This is a genomic window from Pseudomonas mosselii, from assembly GCF_005796105.1.
In the GTDB taxonomy this organism is placed as follows: Bacteria; Pseudomonadota; Gammaproteobacteria; order Pseudomonadales; family Pseudomonadaceae; genus Aquipseudomonas; species Aquipseudomonas mosselii_C.
Genome location: NZ_VAUO01000002.1, coordinates 111,902 through 131,318 on the forward strand (window position 1 = coordinate 111,902; position 19,417 = coordinate 131,318).

12 protein-coding genes are annotated in these 19,417 nt (G+C 63.3%); 7 read left to right on the top strand and 5 right to left on the bottom strand.

Annotation, left to right across the window (positions count from 1 at the left end; genetic code table 11):
- The first annotated feature begins 972 nt into the window (after window positions 1-972).
- Window positions 973-1,740, top strand: a complete 768-nt coding sequence (locus FEM01_RS05465; RefSeq protein ID WP_138218279.1) for an AraC family transcriptional regulator — start codon at window positions 973-975, stop codon at window positions 1,738-1,740.
- An 81-nt stretch (window positions 1,741-1,821) separates the two neighbouring features.
- Window positions 1,822-2,712, top strand: coding sequence for a DMT family transporter (locus tag FEM01_RS05470; protein WP_138218280.1), 891 nt, complete (start codon window positions 1,822-1,824; stop codon window positions 2,710-2,712).
- Here the strand turns inward: FEM01_RS05470 and FEM01_RS05475 are convergent, their stop codons facing one another.
- The 3 genes from FEM01_RS05475 to recQ form a co-directional block, all read right to left on the bottom strand.
- Window positions 2,713-2,994 carry a SelT/SelW/SelH family protein gene (locus tag FEM01_RS05475; protein WP_138218281.1) on the bottom strand — a complete coding sequence of 94 codons (282 nt, stop codon included), beginning with the start codon at window positions 2,992-2,994 and terminating at the stop codon, window positions 2,713-2,715.
- 1 nt (window position 2,995) lies between these two features.
- Complete coding sequence (locus FEM01_RS05480) at window positions 2,996-3,433, bottom strand: MarR family transcriptional regulator (RefSeq protein WP_138218282.1); 438 nt, start codon at window positions 3,431-3,433, stop codon at window positions 2,996-2,998.
- A gap of 119 nt (window positions 3,434-3,552) precedes the next feature.
- Window positions 3,553-5,700: a DNA helicase RecQ gene (gene recQ, locus FEM01_RS05485; protein WP_138218283.1), complete on the bottom strand. Its 2,148-nt coding sequence runs from the start codon at window positions 5,698-5,700 to the stop codon at window positions 3,553-3,555.
- A gap of 243 nt (window positions 5,701-5,943) precedes the next feature.
- Here recQ and FEM01_RS05490 point away from each other — a divergent pair, with 243 nt between their 5' ends.
- Window positions 5,944-6,531: a YecA family protein gene (locus FEM01_RS05490; protein ID WP_138218284.1), complete on the top strand. Its 588-nt coding sequence runs from the start codon at window positions 5,944-5,946 to the stop codon at window positions 6,529-6,531.
- 8 nt (window positions 6,532-6,539) lie between these two features.
- Window positions 6,540-6,905, top strand: coding sequence for a YbaN family protein (locus FEM01_RS05495; RefSeq protein WP_138218285.1), 366 nt, complete (start codon window positions 6,540-6,542; stop codon window positions 6,903-6,905).
- 89 nt (window positions 6,906-6,994) lie between these two features.
- Here FEM01_RS05495 and FEM01_RS05500 read toward each other — a convergent pair whose 3' ends face one another.
- Entirely contained in the window at window positions 6,995-13,072 is a 6,078-nt protein-coding gene (locus FEM01_RS05500) for a retention module-containing protein (RefSeq protein WP_138218286.1), read from the bottom strand.
- Between the two features lie 484 nt (window positions 13,073-13,556).
- Here FEM01_RS05500 and FEM01_RS05505 point away from each other — a divergent pair, with 484 nt between their 5' ends.
- The 3 genes from FEM01_RS05505 to FEM01_RS05515 all read left to right on the top strand — a co-directional run bounded on the left by FEM01_RS05505 (window position 13,557) and on the right by FEM01_RS05515 (window position 18,619).
- Complete coding sequence (locus FEM01_RS05505) at window positions 13,557-14,930, top strand: TolC family outer membrane protein (protein ID WP_138218287.1); 1,374 nt, start codon at window positions 13,557-13,559, stop codon at window positions 14,928-14,930.
- A gap of 152 nt (window positions 14,931-15,082) precedes the next feature.
- Window positions 15,083-17,218, top strand: coding sequence for a type I secretion system permease/ATPase (locus tag FEM01_RS05510; RefSeq protein WP_138219103.1), 2,136 nt, complete (start codon window positions 15,083-15,085; stop codon window positions 17,216-17,218).
- 45 nt (window positions 17,219-17,263) lie between these two features.
- On the top strand, window positions 17,264-18,619 hold the full coding sequence (locus tag FEM01_RS05515) for an HlyD family type I secretion periplasmic adaptor subunit (RefSeq protein ID WP_138218288.1): 1,356 nt from the start codon (window positions 17,264-17,266) through the stop codon (window positions 18,617-18,619).
- Between the two features lie 45 nt (window positions 18,620-18,664).
- On the opposite strand, the gene FEM01_RS05520 is transcribed toward FEM01_RS05515, so the two are convergent.
- A complete protein-coding gene (locus FEM01_RS05520; RefSeq protein ID WP_138218289.1) occupies window positions 18,665-19,402 on the bottom strand; it encodes a peptidase in 738 nt (245 codons plus the stop codon).
- Window positions 19,403-19,417: the final 15 nt, after the last annotated feature.

Below are 19,417 nucleotides of genomic sequence, written 5' to 3' on the forward strand. Positions count from 1 at the left end.
CAAAAGTAGGCAAAAACCGCTCGCTCCATCATCCGGCCCCTGCGCTGCGCGCAGGGGTTCCCTCGCTCCGGCGCCTTTCGGGCCCGCGCGGCCTACGACTTGCTACGCAAGTCTACATCTCGCGCCTTCGGCTACGCCGAAGGGTGCTGCGCACCTGGCCCTACAGACGCCTACACTCGGCCTCCTGAAGTCGCAATTGGCGGCGCCTGGGCTATTGCGCGCTTAGAAGCAAGAGCACCGAGCAAGAGCAAGAGCAAGAGCAGCAGAATTATTTGTTTGAAGTGATGAATGTATTTCGCAGTGGATGGCACCGGCTACGCCGGTGTTCGCGGGGCGAGCCCGCCCTCATAGAACTACACATAACTTGTTGATTTAGAAGGAATCTGTGGGAGCGGGCAAGTCGGGGCGCCGAACCGCCGCTCCCACAGGGTACGCGGCGCGCTTGCGAAATCAGTTCTCTGCGCGACAGCGCAGCCCAAAGGGCTGGGTAATCTCCTACAGGTACAGAGCTGGGTTCAGGCTGGGCGCAGTCCTGTAATCCCGAGGCCCCACAACTGCAACTAGCGGTTAGCTGCGCAAGTACAGGCGCCACCCGTAACTTCGCGACTTCAGTAGGCCGAGCGGAGGTGGCTGGAGGGCCCAAGGTGCGCAGCACCCTTCGGCGCAGCCGAAGGCGCGAGATGTAGACTTGCGTAGCAAGTCGGAGGCCGCGCGGGCCCGCAAGTCACCGCAGCGAGGGAACCCCGGAGCGAAGCGCAGGGGCCGAATGAATGGAGCGAGCATTTTTTGGTTCCTTTTTGATGCTTCAAAAAGGGACCCGCCGTAAAGGCGGAAAGTTGACTCAAAGTCGACATCACTAATGAATGCGCATAAATCTATAAAAACAAACCAGTAACCAAGCAAACCAACACGAAACCCGCGCCAAATCCAGACCAGGGCGTACACTTGCTCCCTGCGAAGAAGGATCCCCCGATGACCACCGGCCCCCTCCTCACCTTACGCCACTACCACAACGACCTGATCGCCCACAGCCACGACCACCCACAACTGGTGTTCGGCCTCCACGGCCGCCTGGACTTCGAGGTACAAGGCCAAGGCGCCCGAATAGACCGCCAAAGCCTGATCGTAGTCCCCGCCGGAGCCCACCACACCTGCGCCAGCGCCACCGGCAGCCACTGCCTCGTCCTGGACATCCCAAGCGACCATTGGCTCAGCGACCAACTAGGCGCCCACGCCGACGCCAGCCGCCGCCTGCTCGACCACCCCGCCGCCCTCGGCCTGGACAACCGCCAGCAGCAATTGGTGGACTGGCTCGCCGCAAGCCCGGTGGACGACCCACTGATCGCCCGCCAAGGCGCGGCACTGCTGCTGGCCAGCCTCAACCCGCAGGCCACCGCCCAGATCAAACCCAGCACTCGCCTGCCCTACACCGCCTTCGACGCGCATATCGAGCAGCACGCCGCCCACCCGTTGCAGGTAGCCGACCTGGCCCGCCTGGCCGGCCTGTCCAGCGCGCGCCTGCATGCACGCTTCATCCAGGAATGTGCGATGACGCCAATGGACTACATCCGTCAACGCCGCCTGTCGAAGGCCCGGCGCTTGCTGCACGAAACCCGTTTGCCGGTGGGCGAGATCGCAGCACAGGTGGGTTACGCGTCGCAGAGCGCGTTCTCGGCGGCAGTCTTGCGGGCGTTCGGTTGCTCACCACTGAGACTGCGGCGCGAGTCTGGCGACAACTGACGCAAGGCTGGCGACAGCAGGCGTTTGCCCTGAGCGTTAGACTTGGCCAGTTGCATCAACATCGCCTGCAAAAGGACTCCCATGAACCACCGCACCGCCCTCGGCGCCCTGCACATCGGCGCGCTGTTCTTCGGCCTAACCGGCGTCTTCGGCAAACTGGCCAACAGCGCCAGCCCCTCGATCATCGTCTTTGGCCGCGCCGTCTTCGCCGTGCTCGCCCTGGGCCTGTTCGCAGGCTTCACGCGCCAGGCCTGGCAGACATTGAGCAGGCCCGACCTGCACCGCCTGTTGCTGGGCGGGGTGTTGCTGGCTGGACACTGGGTAAGTTTCTTCATCGCCGTAAAGGTAGGTGGTGTAGCCATCGCCACGCTGGGCTTCGCCAGCTTCCCGGCATTCACGGTGATCCTCGAAGGGCTGCTGTTCCGCGAACGCATCCGCCGTAACGAGGCCCTGTTGGTAGTGTTGGTGAGTATCGGCCTGGTACTGGTGACGCCTGAGTTCGACCTTGCCAGCAAAGCCACTGGCGGGCTGCTCTGGGCGTTGCTCTCAGGTTTGCTGTTCTCGTTGCTGTCGCTGACCAACCGTGCCGGTTCTGGGCGCCTGCCGGCCGCCCAGGCGGCGCTCTGCCAAAACTTCGTGGTCGGCCTGTGCCTGTTGCCGTTCGCAGCCCCCGGTCTGGGTGCGGTAGCACCGCTGGACTGGCTGTGGATCGCGCTGCTGGGCATCTTCTGCACCGGCATTGCGCACAGCCTGTTCGTCGCCGCGCTGGCCGTGATCAAGGCACGCACCGCCGCCGTGGTGTTCGGCATGGAGCCGGTCTACGGCATCGCCGTGGCGTGGGCAATATTCGCCGAAACCCCGACCTTGCGCATGCTCGCAGGCGGAGCGCTGATCATCTTCGCCATCGTGCTGTCCAGTCGCCTGGCGGCCGAGCAGCCGCCACGCCAGAGTACGCTCACCGAGGACACTTAATCAGCGGTCGTTGTGGCCAAGGTCGCGCTGCGGATCGATCTGGTCGCGCACCCGTTGCTTGAGCACCTTGGCTTCGGGAAAACCACCATCGGCCTTGCGCTCCCACAACTGCACGCCGTCACAAGTGATCCGAAACACCCCGCCAGTGCCAGGCTCCAGGGCCACTTGGCCAAGATCGTCAGCGAAGGTGCTGAGCAGTTCCTGGGCTAGCCAGGCGGCGCGCAGCAGCCATTGGCATTGGGTGCAATAAGTAATGACGATGTATGGCTTTCTGTCGGACATGTCAGGATTTTTCGAGATTGCCGAGGATCTTCGCATGCACGCGCATACACGTCTCAAGGTCAGCCTCGTCGACGCCGGTGAACAGCTCAAGCCGCAGGGCATTGGCAATCGTCTCGATCTGCTCGATCAACGGTGTGGCCGGCGGGCACAGCAGGATCTTCTTGGCCCGACGATCCTCCATCACCGCCTGGCGACGGACCAGGCCCTGGCTTTCCAGGCTGTCGAGCAAACGGGCCAGCGTTGGGCCCTCGACACCGACGCTCTGGGCCAATTCGCGCTGCGTGGGCGCCTCGTCGAAGCGCGCCAGGTGCAACAGCACCAGCCAGCGGGCCTGGGACAGGTTGAGCCCGGCCAGGCGGCGGTCCAATTCGGCTCGCCAACCCCGGGACATCTGGGCCAGCTGCATGCCAAAGCGGTGTTGGTTGTCGGTCAGGGGCATAAGTAACTCGATGAATAAAACTAATTGTTAGTCAGCTAATCATGCTCGCCCCGATCAGGCAAGACCGTTAGCCGTCAACGGATATGACCAAGGTCAGTCAATAGCGCAAATGCCCTCGATCAAAGCTCGAACTCCGCCGCCAAGGCCGCACGGATGCAATACAGCACACCCTCAGGTACCCGCGCACCAAACAGCGGCGCAATGGCTGACACCGGCGGCAACTCGCCCTCGCCGTCGAGGAAGGCGTCCTGCACCTCCATCATCAGCTCTTCGGGCAAGTCCAGAGCTTGCTCCAGGCTCAGCTCCTGGCGGCCGATGGCCTCGGCCAGCAGGCTGTAGACATTCTTCTCGCTGCAGTTCAACTGACCGGCGATCTGCGCCGGGGTCATACCGGCACGAGCCAGGCTGACCAGTTCGTGGCGCAGGTCGAGCACCACCTTCGGCGCCTCCTCGGTGCCTCCGGCGCCGTTGAGCACTTCGAGGAACGCCTGGCCATAGCGCTCCAGCTTGCGCGCACCGACGCCGCTGACCTGGGCCATGTCGCTGAGACTGGTGGGCATGCTGCGCAGCATTTCCAGCAGCGTGGAGTCGGGGAAGATGACATACGGCGGTACGCTGTGCTCCTCGGCCAGCTTGCGCCGCAGGGTCCGCAGGGCCTCCCACAGTTCGCGCTCCTCGGCGCGTACCAATTGGCTGGCCGGGCTGGCGCCACTGCTGCCGGAAGACTTGGCCACGGTCTGTGGCTTGAGGTCGCGGCGCAGTTGCAGGTTCACCTCGCCGCGCAGCAATGGCCGGCAACTGTCGGACAGGCGCAGGCCGCCATAGCCTTCCAGGTCGATATCCACCAGGCCGCGCGCCACCAGTTGGCGGAACAACGAGCGCCACTCGGCCTCTGCCAGAGCTTTGCCGACGCCGAACACCGAGAGTTTCTCGTGGCCGAAGTTGCGCACTTTTTCAGTGTCCTTGCCCAGCAACACGTCCACCAGATGGCCCACGCCATAGCGCTGGCCCGTGCGGAATACCGCCGACAGCGCCTGGCGTGCGGGCTCGGTGGCGTCCCAGGTCTGCACCTGGTCGACGCAATTGTCGCAATGCCCGCAGGGCTGCTCCAGCACCTCGTCGAAGTAAGCCAGCAGCGACTGGCGGCGGCAGCGGGTTTCTTCACACAGGGCCAGCATGGCGTCGAGCTTGTGCTGTTCGATACGCTTGTGGCGCTCGTCGCCTTCGGAGTTCTGCAGCATCTGCTTGAGCATCACCATGTCCTGCAACCCATAGGCCATCCAGGCATCCGAGGGGAGGCCGTCACGCCCGGCGCGACCGGTTTCCTGGTAGTAGGCCTCGAGCGACTTAGGCAGGTCGAGGTGGGCCACGAAGCGCACGTTGGGCTTGTCGATGCCCATGCCGAAGGCGATGGTAGCGACCATGATCAGCCCTTCCTCGTTGAGAAAGCGGTGCTGGTTGGCCGCACGGGTCTCGGCGGCCAGGCCCGCGTGATAGGGCAGCGCCGGAAAACCCTGCTCGCAAAGGAAAGCGGCGGTTTCATCGACCTTCTTGCGCGACAGGCAATAGACGATTCCGGCATTGCCCCGGCGCTCGCCGAGGAAAGCCATCAGTTGTTTGCGCGGCGACTCCTTGGGCACGATGCGGTAGAAGATGTTCGGCCGGTCGAAACTCGACAGGAAGCGCTCTGCGCCCTGCAGGTGCAGGCGCTGGACGATCTCCTCGCGGGTGCGCATGTCGGCGGTGGCGGTCAGGGCGATGCGCGGCACATGCGGGAACAGTTCGGCGAGCTGGCCCAATTGCAGGTACTCGGGGCGGAAGTCGTGCCCCCATTGCGATACGCAGTGCGCTTCGTCGATGGCGAACAAGGCGATGTCCAGGCCACGCAGGAAGTCCAGCATGCGCGGCTGCACCAGGCGCTCAGGCGCCAGGTAGAGCATCTTCACCTCACCACGGCGCAGGCGCCCGGCCAGGTCACGCTGCTGCTCGGCGCTCAGCGTGGAATTGAGCGCAGCAGCAGCCACGCCCAGCTCATCCAGGGTGGCCACCTGGTCGTCCATCAGCGCGATCAGCGGCGACACCACCACCGTCAACCCCGGGCGCAACAACCCTGGCACCTGGAAGCACAGCGACTTGCCGCCGCCAGTGGGCATCAGCACCAGGGCATCGCCACCGCCGGCCACGCATTCGATGATCGCGGCCTGACGCCCCCGGAAACTGTCGTAACCGAAGACATCCTTGAGAACGCGCTGAGCCTGTTCGAGCATTTGCCACTCCAAAATCGCCGCACCAACCTGCACACAGGCTGGACGATAAACCCGCCGCACGCGCACCGAATGCGTAAGCGGTTTTTGCCAAGTGGGCGAAAACGCCCCCGGCATGAAAAGCCGCGCAGTATACCCGAGTGCTCCACGCCCCGGCATGCCCCGGTGACAGACGTTCCCTTTACCCTGCCAGCGCCGCAAGGTGCTAGAATTCACTATCGTTTATTCCCCCAAGGTAGCCCTGTAATGTCCTTCGCCGAGCAACTGACCCGCCTGCAAGCCTTCCTCGACGCCGACGAACTGCACGAAGAAGCACTGGACTATGTCGCCGCGCACGGCTACCTGACCGCGCTGTCGATCTGCTCGGAGGAAGTGCCAGAGCGTGAGTGGATCGATGCGCTGTTCGCCGAGGAACCGCACTACGCCAGCGACGCCCAGCGCACCGAGATCGAAGCCACTCTGATCGCGCTCAAGGGCCACATCGCCCGCCAACTGGCCAGCGACGAAGAATTCGACCTGCCTTGCGAGCTGGACCTGACCGACGAGCCGGACGACTCCGACCTGCGCGGCTGGTGCATCGGCTTCATGGAAGGCGTGTTCCTGCGTGAAGAGGCCTGGTTCGAGAACGCCGAAGAAGAAGTCAGCGAAATGCTGCTGCCGATCATGGTCGGCTCGGGCCTGTTCGACGAACAACCAGAGTTCGCCGATATCGCCAGCAATGCCAACCTGCAGGACGACATGATCGTGCAAATCCCCGAGGCACTCAGCGCACTGTTCCTGCTGCTGCACGCTCCAGAAGAGAAACCGGCTCTGCTCAAGCCTCGCCACCACTGATCGAGGTGGTGCGCTACCTGCTGCTGGCCGTCGGCTGGCTCAGCGTCGCGCTGGGGGTGGCGGGGATATTCCTGCCGGTACTGCCCACCACGCCCTTTTTGCTGCTGGCAGCGGCCTGCTTTGGCCGCAGCTCGCCGCGCTTTCATGCCTGGCTGGTCCACCACCCGAAGCTCGGGCCTTGGATCCGCGACTACCTCAGCGGTGAAGGCATTCCGCTCAAGGGTAAGGTGTACGCGATTGGCCTGATGTGGGCGAGCATCAGCCTGTCTTGCTACTTGGTGCCGCTGTTCTGGGCACGCGTGTTCATGCTGACCAGCGCGGTACTGGTCAGCCTGTACATCCTGCGGCAGAAAACCCTGCGCCGACCGCACTGAACGCATCACAGCCTGCTCTGCGCTGAGCTGCCGGGCACTGCTGATCTGCCCCCAGCGCCCTCACCTGCAAACGCCGCCGGCAACGGCAGCTACACCGTATCCACCTTCAACGAATGATCATTGAGCATGCCGTTGATGATGGTCGCGGTGTCATGCCCTGCGGCGATCAACCCGCCCGCCCCGGCCGAGACGCCATAGTGCTGGGCAAGGTCTACTCCGGCCAGTTCGATGCTCTGGCTGTGCGCACCACCGCCAACATGGCTGACCTCGATGGTCGACACCACATTGGCCCCAGTACCACTGACCTTGAAGCTCAGCAACTCGTCCAACGAGGTTGCACCGCCCTGTTCAGCCTGCAAGAGCTGCGACAGGTCCAGATGATCGCTGCCCGGGGTGAAGTCGATGACCGTGTCATGACCACTGTCGCCCTTATGCCAAACGAACGTATCGCTACCCTCGCTGCCTTTGAACGTCTGTTCAGTGGCCTGACCATACAGCTCGTCGTGGTCAGGGCCTAGCAGATTTTCCATGCCCGCCCCGGTCTTGGCGCTTCCAGCGTTGTCTGCTGAGTGAACGGGGTGCTCGCTTGCCGACGGATGCGGCTGACTGCCGCCATGCCTCACCGCGTCATCGGCCAGGCGCTGCCCCCCGTACCCGGCCTGGGCATCGTCACGATGCTCGTCATGTCCTGTGTCTTCAGGCCCCTTGCCAGCCTGGCTGTAATCCACCGCCAGGTTCAGTTTGTAGTTTTCCGCAGCCTTGCTGCCGCCCACGCTGTCGGCCATGTTGGTCACGCGGATGCTGTACTGCCCGTCATGGCTTGCCGTGAAGCTGCCGCCATCGGCCAAGGTCTGGTAGCTGCCGCCAGCATCCTTCCAGGCCAGCACCAGGTTACCGGCAGGGCGATCGTGGTCGAGGGTCAGCGTCTCGCCCTTGTGCAGGTTGACAGTGAAGCGGTCCTCGGCATTGGCGCCGCCCACTGCGCCCAGGTAACCCGCCACCACCAGCGCGGCGGTCATGCTGCCCGCAAGGCCGGTGAATTCGCTGCGCGCCAAGTCGCGGTACTGGTTCGCCGCCTTGTTTTCCGGGGCATCGAAACGAATCACCTGGGCTTGACTGGCTGCGCCGGCGTCGTGATGACTTTGCGCTTGCTGGCCAGGTCCACGCCCCTGATCGTCGCAGTCTGCCGGTTTGCCGTCCTTGACGTTGAGGGTGATGGTCGTGGTGCTTTCGTCACCGTCGGCATCGCGGATGGTGTAGACAAAGGTGTCGCTGGCCCACGCTGGCAAGTGGTGATTCGAATAGGCGTGGTAGGTGCCCATGCCTTGGGCGTCGAGGACGAGATAACCGTACTGCCCGGTGATCTGCTCACCCACATGGCCGATGGCCGAGGTGGAGGTGTCGCCACCCGCGCGTACACCGACCACGTACTGGCCGTCGGCGCGCACGTCGGCGCCAATCACATCGTTGGCCAGCACATTACCGCTGACGCTGCCGCCTTGGCTGACATCAGCGTAATCGCAATGTGCCTGGGGCACGTCGTCGACGATGTTGATGACGATGGTGCTGGTGGTGGTATTGCCCAGCGAATCCTTCACTTGGTAGGTGAAACTTTCGCTGACCACGTTCGCACCGTCGTTGGCGTGGGTTGGCGAATTGGGCGCAGAGGTCAGGGTATAGGTGTAGCTACCATCGGCGTTGAGCAGTATCTGCCCGTACTGCCCCATGGCATTGCCCACCAAGCTGAAGGTCAGCGCACCGACCCCGCCACTCACGGCATCGGCCACCGAACCGCTGGCGGTCTCGGCACTGGAATGCGGATCGCTGCCCACCACCGTGCCCGGCGCCAGGTCGTTGCCGGTCTTGCACAGGTCCAGGGCTTTCTCATACACCGTCACGTCACTGTCGACGCCAGCCACCAACTTGCAGTCCTGCACATTGATCTGGACGACCGTGGTGCTTTCATCGCCATCGGCGTCGCGGATGGTGTAGACGAAGCTGTCGTAGGCCCACGGCGGCAACACGCTGTTGGCGTTGGCATGGTAAGTGGCGTTGCCTTGGGCATCGAGGGTCAGGTAACCGTACAAGCCAGTGATCTGCTCACCCACGTGGCCGATGGCCGAGGTGGAGGTATCGTGACCTGCGCGTACACCGACCACGTACTGGCCATCTGCGCGCACATCGGCGCCAATCACATCGTTGGCCAGCACATTACCGCTGACACTGCCGCCTTGGCTGACATCGGCGTAATCGCAATGTGCCTGGGGCACGTCGTCGACAATGTTGATGACGATGGTGCTGGTGGTGGTATTGCCCAGCGAATCCTTCACTTGGTAGGTGAAGCTTTCGCTGACCACGTTCGCGCCGTCGTTAGCGTGGGTTGGCGAATTGGGCGCGGAGGTCAGGGTATAGGTGTAGCTACCATCAGCGTTGAGCAGGATCTGCCCGTACTGCCCCATGGCATTGCCCACCAAGCTGAAGGTCAGCGCACCGACCCCGCCGCTCACGGCATCGGCCACCGAACCGCTAGCGGTCTCGGCACTGGAATGCGGATCGCTGCCCACCACCGTGCCCGGCGCCAGGTCGTTGCCGGTCTTGCACAGGTCCAGGGCTTTCTCATACACCGTCACGTCACTGTCGACGCCAGCCACCAACTTGCAGTCCTGCACATTGATCTGGACGACCGTGGTGCTTTCATCGCCATCGGCGTCGCGGATGGTGTAGACGAAGCTGTCGTAGGCCCACGGCGGCAACACGCTGTTGGCGTTGGCATGGTAAGTGGCGTTGCCCTGGGCATCGAGGGTCAGGTAACCGTACAAGCCAGTGATCTGCTCACCCACGTGGCCGATGGCCGAGGTGGAGGTATCGTGGCCTGCGCGTACACCGACCACGTACTGGCCATCTGCGAGCACATCGGCGCCAATCACATCGTTGGCCAGCACATTACCGCTGACAGTGCCGCCTTGGCTGACATCGGCGTAATCGCAATGTGCCTGGGGCACGTCGTCGACAATGTTGATGACGATGGTGCTGGTGGTGGTATTGCCCAGCGAATCCTTCACTTGGTAGGTGAAGCTTTCGCTGACCACGTTCGCGCCGTCGTTAGCGTGGGTTGGCGAATTGGGCGCGGAGGTCAGGGTATAGGTGTAGCTACCATCAGCGTTGAGCAGGATCTGCCCGTACTGCCCCATGGCATTGCCCACCAAGCTGAAGGTCAGCGCACCGACCCCGCCGCTCACGGCATCGGCCACCGAACCGCTAGCGGTCTCGGCACTGGAATGCGGATCGCTGCCCACCACCGTGCCCGGCGCCAGGTCGTTGCCGGTCTTGCACAGGTCCAGGGCTTTCTCATACACCGTCACGTCATCCTCACCGGCCACCAGCTTGCAGTCCTGCACATTGATGGTGATGGTTGCGGTGCTCTCGTCGCCATCGGCATCGCGGATGGTGTAGACGAAGGTGTCGCTGGCCCACTGTGGCAGGGGCTGGTTGGCGTTGGCGTGATAAGTGCCATTACCGTCAGCGTCCAGGATCAGGTAGCCGTACACACCATTGATCTGCTCGCCCACATGGCCGATGGCCGAGGTGGAGGTGTCGCCACCCGCGCGTACACCGACCACGTAGTGGCTATCTGCGCGCACGTCGGCGCCAATCACATCGTTGGCCAGCACGTTGCCGCTGACGCTGCCGCCCTCGGTGACGTCGGCGAAATCACAATGCGCCTTGGGTACATCATCGACAATGCTGACATCCAACGAGCCACTGGCGGCGCTGCCGTCGAGGTCGGTCGCGGTGACGGTGAAGTGTTCCACCAAGCTGTTGGTGCCGTCGCCATTGGCGTGGGTTTCGTTGTCCAGCAGTTGATAGGTGTAGCTGACCACCCCGGTGTCCGGGTTGTAGCCGGTGATGGTCAAAGTGTTGCCCAAAGGCGTGGTGACCGACTGCGGGAAGCCTGCTGCCACGCCGTCATTGACCAGAATGATGCCCCCTACGGCCAGGGTTTTCAGGCCGTCCGGCGCGTTGACGATGAAGGTGCCGCCTTGAGTCAGGTCGGCAGGGTTGGGCGCACTGCCGTCGCAGAGGTTCTTCTCGTAGACCTTGATCTCCCCGCCTTCGACATCTAGCCCACAGAGCTTGACCGGATCATCGAGGTTCTTGATATCCAAGGTAAGCGTGGCCGTACTGGTATCGCCGTCGGCGTCCTTGATCGTGTAGGTGAAGTGTTCCACGCCCGCACCGCCGCCGAGCAACTGCTTGAAGTCCGGGTCGCTGGTGTCGAGGGTGTAGGTGTAGGAGCCGTCGGCGTTCAGCAGCAGGGTGCCGTAGGTGCCGGTGAAGCTGCCGCCCTGGACCATGCCGCCCGGCACGCGGTCGGCGCCCTGGGTGTCGTTGTCCAGCACATTGCCGGTCAGCTCGGTGTGCAGTTCAGTGGCAGGCGTGGCGTTTTGGTCATCCACCGCTTTGGGCACGTCGTCGATGATGTTCACGTCCAGCGAGCCGCTGGCGATGCTGCCGTCCCCATCGGTCGCGGTGACGGTGAAGTGTTCTGAAAGGCTGTTGGTGCCGTCGCCGTTGGCGTGGGTTTCGTTGTCGAGCAGTTGATAGGTGTAGCTGACCACCCCGGTGTCCGCGTTGTAGCGGGTGATGGTCAAAGTGTTGCCCAAAGGCGTGGTGACCGACTGCGGGAAGCCCGCCGCTACCCCACCGCTGACTACCGCAATGCCGCCCACGGTCAGGGTCTGCAAGCCATCCGGGGCACTGACGGTGAAGGTGCCGCCTTGGGTCAGCGCGCCGGTGTTCGGTGCACTGCCGTCGCCCAGGTGTTTTTCGTACACCGTCACTTCACCGCCCTCGACATCCAGGCCACAGAGCTTGACCGGGTCGTCGAGGTTCTTGATGTCGAGCGTCAAGGTGGCCGTGCTGGTATCGCCGTCGGCGTCCTTGATCGTGTAGGTGAAGTGTTCCACGCCCGTACCGCCGCCGAGCAACTGCTTGAAGTCCGGGTCGCTGGTGTCGAGGGTGTAGGTGTAGGAGCCGTCGGCGTTCAACAGCAAGGTGCCGTAGGTGCCGGTGAAGGCGCCGCCCTGGACCATGCCGCCCGGCACGCGGTCGGCGCCCTGGGTGTCGTTGTCCAGCACATTGCCGGTCAGCTCGGTGTGCAGTTCAGTGGCAGGCGTGGCGTTTTGGTCATCCACCGCTTTGGGCACGTCGTCGATGATGTTCACATCCAGCGAGCCGCTGGCCACATCGCCGTCAGTGTCGCTGACCAGCACCGGGAAATGCTCGGACAGCACGTTGTTGCCCGCCCCATCGGCATGCTGATCGGCACCGGTCAGCGTGTAACTGTAGCTCACCACGCCCGTGCCAGGGTTGTAGCCGGTGATCGTCAATGTGTTACCCAGCGCGGTCGTGATCGACTGACCAACCCCGGTGACCACGCCTGCGGTGACCACATTGATGCCGCCGACACTGAGGTTGAACACACCGTCCGGCGCCACCACGGTGAAGCTTCCGTGTTGGGTCAACTGGCTCGGATCGTTCACCGACCCTTGCGGCAAGTTGGCTTCGTCGAGGGTCAGCTCACCCGGCTCGACATCCAGTCCCACCAGCGTAACCGGATGATCCGGCGGCGTTGGGGTAAACGTGCCCGGGTTGCTGTCGTTGCTGCGCTCGCCCAGGTAGTCACGGGCCAGTTCCGGCACATTGTTGAAGCCCGCCGTAGGAAAACCAATGCTAGGGTCGACACGCCCGGCCACCTCGGTCAGCAGCACAAAGCTGTGTCCGCCGCCCAGCGCACCATTGCCACCAGGATTGGGGCCGGCGGCGGTGGCCTCGGCATCCTGGGTCGGGTCACTGCCGGCTGCAATGGCGCGTTGCAGTTGCTCCACATCGCTGAGCTGCGCTTCGCTGGGGACGGCATCAGGCGCATGCAGGTGGGGCGCGCGATTGGCAAGCAGCTCGGGCGTCATCTCAAGGCTGCTGTCACGCCCCAGCGTGAGTTCGGCGCCGTTGTGCAGGCGCACCGCTACCGCGCCAGTGCTGCCGGTTTCCAGTTGTTCGCCCGCGTACAGCCGGTCGCCCTCCACCAGTACGCGTCGATGACCGTCGTCATCCACCGCGAATACCTGCCCGATCACCTTGCTGACCACGCCGACTAATCTGGCCATGTGCGCACGCCTCCCCTGCCGATGGGCTTTTCGCAGATCAAGACATGTCGGGTATAACGTGCGCCGCTCCGGTGTTTAACGGTTGTTGGAGCGCCGTCCTCACGTCGAAAATCACATTCCTTGTGACACTGTCGCGATAGCGGTTACGGGTAGTGGCCACTCTTAAATGCCAATTTATTGTCGCCAAATACCGCTTTCGCCTTCCTCCCCGGTCTGCTTCGCTGCAAAAAAACTGGAACTTCCGCCGAAGCCCGAAAAACCGCGTATTCCAGACGATTCATCGAGCCACCTGTTTGCAACAATGTCGTGGATTCCTTAGACCTCATAAGTTTTTTTTCGCATATACCTTATGAAAAATTCTTCTTAGCTTGCCCCACAAATGTTCTTAGCTCTGTTGTTACAAACCTGAAACGGTTTGACTCTTATTTTTCGCCATTTTTTTGGCGATTGCAGGAACATTTTTGAGACCAGGGAGAAGTACCCCATGCGCGCTTTAACGCCCATCACCGGTGCAATTCTGTTGGCCATGGCGTGTGCCGACAGTCAGGCGATGTCGATCACCGAGGCCGTCCAGAACGCTGTGGACCACCATCCAGAGATCAGTGCCAGCCGCAACAACAGGCTGTCGGCTGACGAGGATGTGAAATTCGCCCGCGGGGGGTACTACCCGACCGTCGACCTGGTCGCCGGCTACGGCCGTCAGCGCTCGGACAATACCAATACCCGTGGCTTCAACGCCGACGGCACGCGCAATCACAATAAAGAAACCCTCAACTACACCCAGTCCGAACTGCGCCTGCGCCAGATGCTGTTCGACGGTTTCAACACCGCCAACGAAGTCGGTCGCACCGAGGCGGTCGCGGCCTCACGGGCCTACTACACCCAGGCCACCGCTGAAACGGTGGCCCTGCGCGCGGTCGAGGTGTATCTCGAAGTGCTCAAACGCCGTGAGTTGGTTACCTTGGCACGTAATAACCTGCAAGCCCACTTGCGGGTCAACGACCAGATCGGCTTGCGCAGCGAGCGCGGCGTGGGGAGTACCGCCGACCTTGATCAGTCTCGCGCTCGTCGGGCACTGGCTGAGAACAACATGGACACCGCCGAAGTCGACCTCGCCGATGCCGAGGCCAACTTCTTCAGTGTCGTCGGGCGCATGCCCGATGAACTGGAAACGCCCTCCACCATCAAGGCCCAAGTGCCTGCCGACCTGCAGGCAGCTCGCCAAGGCATGCTGGAAAACAACCCCTACCTCAAATCCGCCCAGGCCGACGTGCAGTCGGCCGAGCAACAGTACGAAGTCGCCAAATCGCCGTTCTACCCGCGCCTGGACGCCGTACTGGCCACCGGTGCCGACAACAATATCGGCGGTCAGAAGGGCCATTCCAACAATGACTGGCAGGCCGGTGTCGAACTCAGCTACAACCTGTTCCGCGGCGGCAGCGACAAGGCCCGTCTACAGTCGGATGCGCATAAGATCAACCAGGCCATGGACATCCGTAACAACGCTCTGCGCGAACTCAACGAAAACCTCAGCCTGGCATGGAATGCCATGAACAACGCGCGCAAGCAGACCCCGAGCGCGCGCGAGTATGCCGAAACCACGCAACGGGTACGCGCGGCCTACCAAGACCAGTTTGGGCTGGGCCAGCGCACCCTGCTCGACGTACTCGACAGCGAAAACGAGCTGTACAACGCCAACCGACGCTACACCGAGGTGCGTTACACCGAGGAGTTTTCCATGTACCGCTTGCTGGCGAACATGGGCGAGTTGCTGAGCAAGCAACGCATCTCGTTGCCACCGGAAGCCGTAGCCAAGACCGACGTGAGGAACGAAGCCCGGCTACCGGACATGCGTTGAAGTCGTGTGCGAAAAGTGCCTGCGTGGGCGCAGGTTCATCCGGTCGCTGCGGCCACTTTTCGCGCCCGTCCCAGGGACTGGACGAAACAAGGACTTTTCAACCAGCGCCCATTCCCCGTCCACCGTGACAGGAGTAGGCCATCGTGACCAGTATGCAAAGCGCGCAGCCGCGTGTGGACATCGATGATCCGCTGCTCGATGGCCTGCTGATCCTGTGCCGGCTACAGGGTTGCACGGCCAGTCGCGCGAGCTTGTGCAGTGGCCTGCCCATGGCCGGCCAGCGCTTGAGCCTGGCGTTGCTGCCGCGCGCCGCCGCGCGGGCGGGGTTGCAGGCTCGCGTGCTGGCGCGCGAGCTGAACGCCATTTCCCCGCTCAACCTGCCAGTACTGTTGATACTCAACGATGGTCGCAGCGCGGTACTGCAACGCAGGGACGACAACGGCCGTGCGCTGCTGTTGCCATGCGAGGCCGACGGCGGCGAACAATGGGTGGAGGCCGATGCGCTCGCCCAGGCCTACAGTGGTCACGCCCTGTTCGCGCGCCCCCGGCATACCCTTGAAGACCTGCGCGCGCCGCTGTTGCCTCGGGTCGAGGCGTGGTTTCGCGACACCCTGCGCCATTCCCGCTGGCTGTACGGCGACGCACTGCTGGCGAGCCTGCTGATCAACCTGCTGGGGCTAATGGTGCCGTTGTTCGTCATGCAGACTTACGACCGCGTGGTCCCCAATCAGGCGCTATCAACCTTGTGGGTGCTGGTGGCCGGCCTGTTCATCGGCACGGCCTTCGAGCTGGTGTTGCGCATGGTGCGCGCCCATCTGCTGGACCAGGCTGGCAAGAAAACCGACCTGATCCTCTCTGCCACGCTATTCGAGCGCATCACCGGCATGAGCATGAAGGCACGTCCTGCCACCATCGGCGGGTTCGCGCAAAGCATCCATGACTTCCAGGGCCTGCGCGAATTCCTCACGGCAGTGACCTTGACCAGCATCATCGACCTGCCCTTCGTTGCCCTGATGCTCGTGGTAATCGGCCTGCTCGGCGGCTGGCTGGTGCTGATTCCGCTGATAGCCTTCCCACTGGCGGTGGGCCTGGCGCTGCTGATCCAGGCACGTTTGCGCGACACCGTGCAAAAGAGCCTGAGCCTGGGTGCCGTGCGCCAGGCGCTGCTGATCGAGACCCTTGGCGGGCTGGAAACCCTCAAGGCCTGTGGTGCCGAGAGCGAACGCCAGTATCAGTGGGAACACACCAACGGCGCTATCGCAAGGCTCGATGCCCACGCGCGCAACCTGTCGTCGCTGGCCACCAACGGGACGCTGTTCATCCAGCAGTTCTGCGGCATGGCCACCATCGTGGCCGGCGTGTACAGCATCATTGCCGGCAATCTCAGCGTCGGCGCGCTGGTGGCCAGCTACATGCTCGGTAGCCGGGTACTCGCCCCGCTCGGGCAGATCGCCGGGCTGATCACACGCTACCAGCAGGCCCAACTGACCATGCGCAGTACCGACGCCCTGATGGGCTTGCCCCAGGAGCGCCAGGCTGAACACCACGCCCTTGAGCACACCGCCCTGCAAGGCGCCCTGAGCGTCAGCCATGCCACGTTCCGCTACCCCGGACAAAGCGCTGCTGCGCTGAACGACATCCACTTCAACCTGGCGCCTGGCGAGCGCATCGGCATCATCGGCCGCAGCGGCTCGGGCAAGAGCACCCTGACGCGCCTGCTCATGGGCTTTCACCACCCCGACGAAGGCCAGGTGCTGTTGGACAACCTCGACCTGCGCCAGTTGGACATCGCCGACCTGCGCAGCCAGCTTGGCTACGTGGCCCACGACCTGCCCCTGCTGGCCGGCAGCCTGCGCGACAACCTAACCCTCGGTGCCCGCCAGGTGAGCGACGCGCGCATGCTAGAGGTGGCCGAACTGACAGGGGTGAGCGAGCTGGCCCGACAGCACCCGCAAGGCTTCGACCGCCCCGTGGGCGAACGTGGCCAACTGCTCTCCGGCGGCCAGCGCCAGGCGGTGCTGCTGGCACGGGCACTGCTGCTGGAACCGCCGATCCTGATTCTCGACGAACCCACCAGCCACATGGACAACAGCAGCGAAGACCAACTGCGCCAACGCCTGATGGGCTGGGTACCTGGCAAGACGTTGCTGCTGGTCTCCCACCGCACCTCGATGCTCAGCCTGGTGGACCGGCTGTTGGTACTGGACAACGGCAAGATCGTCGCCGACGGTCCGAAAGACTCAGTCATCGATGCGCTGCGCAAGGGGCGTATCGGCTCGGCATTTTGAACGCACAGCCCCCGCACCGGCCCTACTCTGTCTTGGAGGTAGCCCATGTTCATCGAGCATCGCGTGCACAGCTATGTCCAAGGTGCAGACAAGCGCGCCGAACGCGACTACATGCCCGAGCTTGCCGGCGCCACCTTGCAGGATTCACCGCGTCTTTCGCGCCTGACCGTGTGGCTGGCCGCTAGCCTGCTGCTGGTAGCGCTGGTGTGGGCCAACTTCGCGGTGCTCGACGAAGTCACGGTCGGCGAGGGCAAGGCCATTCCATCGAGCAAGGTGCAGGTCGTGCAGAACCTCGAAGGCGGTATCGTCACCGAGATCTTCGTGCGCGAAGGGCAGATGGTGGCCAAAGGCGCCACCCTGCTGCGCCTGGATGACACTCGGTTCAAGTCCAACAAGGGCGAAAGCGAAGCCGATCGCTACGCCCTCACCGCCCAGGTCGAGCGCCTGTCGGCCGAGGCCGAGGGCAAGCCGTTCGTGCTGTCCGATGAAGTGCGCAGCAAAGCCCCGCAGGTCGCCGCCGACGAGGCCGCACTCTACGACTCGCGCCAGCGCCGGCTGGCCAGCGAAAAGCAGACCCTCAACGAACAACTGCGTCAGAAGACCCAGGAGTTGGCCGAGTTTCGCTCCAAAGTCGACCAGTACCGCTCGGCCGTGGCCCTGTTGCAGCAGGAGCTGGACATGTCCACGCCGCTGGTGGGCAAAGGCGCCATCTCGCCCGTGGAGATCCTGCGCCTGAAACAACGCAGCGTCGAAGCCCGTGGCCAGCTCAGCGCCACCAGCCTGGCCATCCCCCGTGCCGAAGCGGCGGTGGCAGAAATCCGCAGCAAGATCCAGGAATCCGACGCCAGCTTCCGCTCAGACGCGGCCAAGGAACTCAACGACAAACGCACGGAGTTGTCGAAGATCACTGCGACCAGCATCGCCATCGACGACCGGGTCAAGCGCACCACCGTGGTGTCGCCTGTGCGCGGCATCGTCAAGATGCTCAAGGTCAACACCATCGGCGGCGTGGTGCAGCCCGGCAGCGACCTGGTGGAGATCGTGCCGATCGAGGACAACCTGCTGATCGAGGCCAAGGTACGACCACAGGATGTAGCGTTCCTGCATCCGGGGCAGACCGCGATGGTCAAGTTCAGTGCCTATGACTACACGATCTACGGCGGGCTCAAAGCCAAGTTGGAGCTGATCGGCGCAGACACCGTGACCGACGACAAAGGCAATGCCTTCTACCTGATCCAGGTGCGTACCGACAAAAACCACCTGGGCGGGGACAACAAGCCGCTGCTGATCATCCCCGGCATGGTCGCCACGGTGGATATCATCACCGGGCAGAAGAGCGTACTCGACTACCTGTTGAAGCCGGTGCTCAAGGCCCGTACCGAGGCGATGCGCGAGCGCTGAGCCGGGTGACACGCACCGGCCCGTTCCCGGCCCTACGACGTCCCGTCAACACGGGCGGAGGTAGGCCTGTGGCGGCTCTGGCAACGCCGCCAACAGATCCCGCAGGCCATCGGCCCACTGCGCCTGGATCTGCAGAAAATACGGATCCTGGGCCGTTATCCGCTGACAGTTGCTCGCCACCAGGCTGTCCTTGCGGTACACCAAGACATCCAGCGGCATGCCCACCGACAGGTTGCTGCGCATGGTCGAATCGAACGAGATCAGCCCGCAGCGCAACCCCTCCCCCAGCGGCGTGTGATGCAGCAGGTTGCGATCGAGAATCGGCCGGCCGTACTTGCTCTCGCCCAACTGCATGAACGGCGTGTCTTCGGTGGCCTGGATGAAGTTGCCTTGCGGGTAGATGCTGTAAACGCCCATGGGCTGCTCGGCGATCTGCCCGCCTACCAGGAACGAACAGCTCAGGTCGACCTTGCCCGACAGCTTGGTACTGTCACGGGCGATCACCTCGCGTACCGTCTCGGCCACCAGCGCTGTGGCGTCATACAGCGTCGGCACGTTGAGCAGGTGCTGGACTTCCTGGTTGCAGCGCTGGCGCAGCAGGCTCACCACCGACTGCGAGGTAGCCAAGTTGCCAGCACTTTGCAGCACGATCAGGCGCTCGCCGGGACGGGTGAACACGAACAACTTGCGAAACGTCGAGATCTGGTCGATCCCGGCATTGGTGCGTGAGTCGGAAATGAACACCAGGCCATCGGCCAGGTGCATGGCAACGCAGTACGTCATGGTGCTGGCTCATGC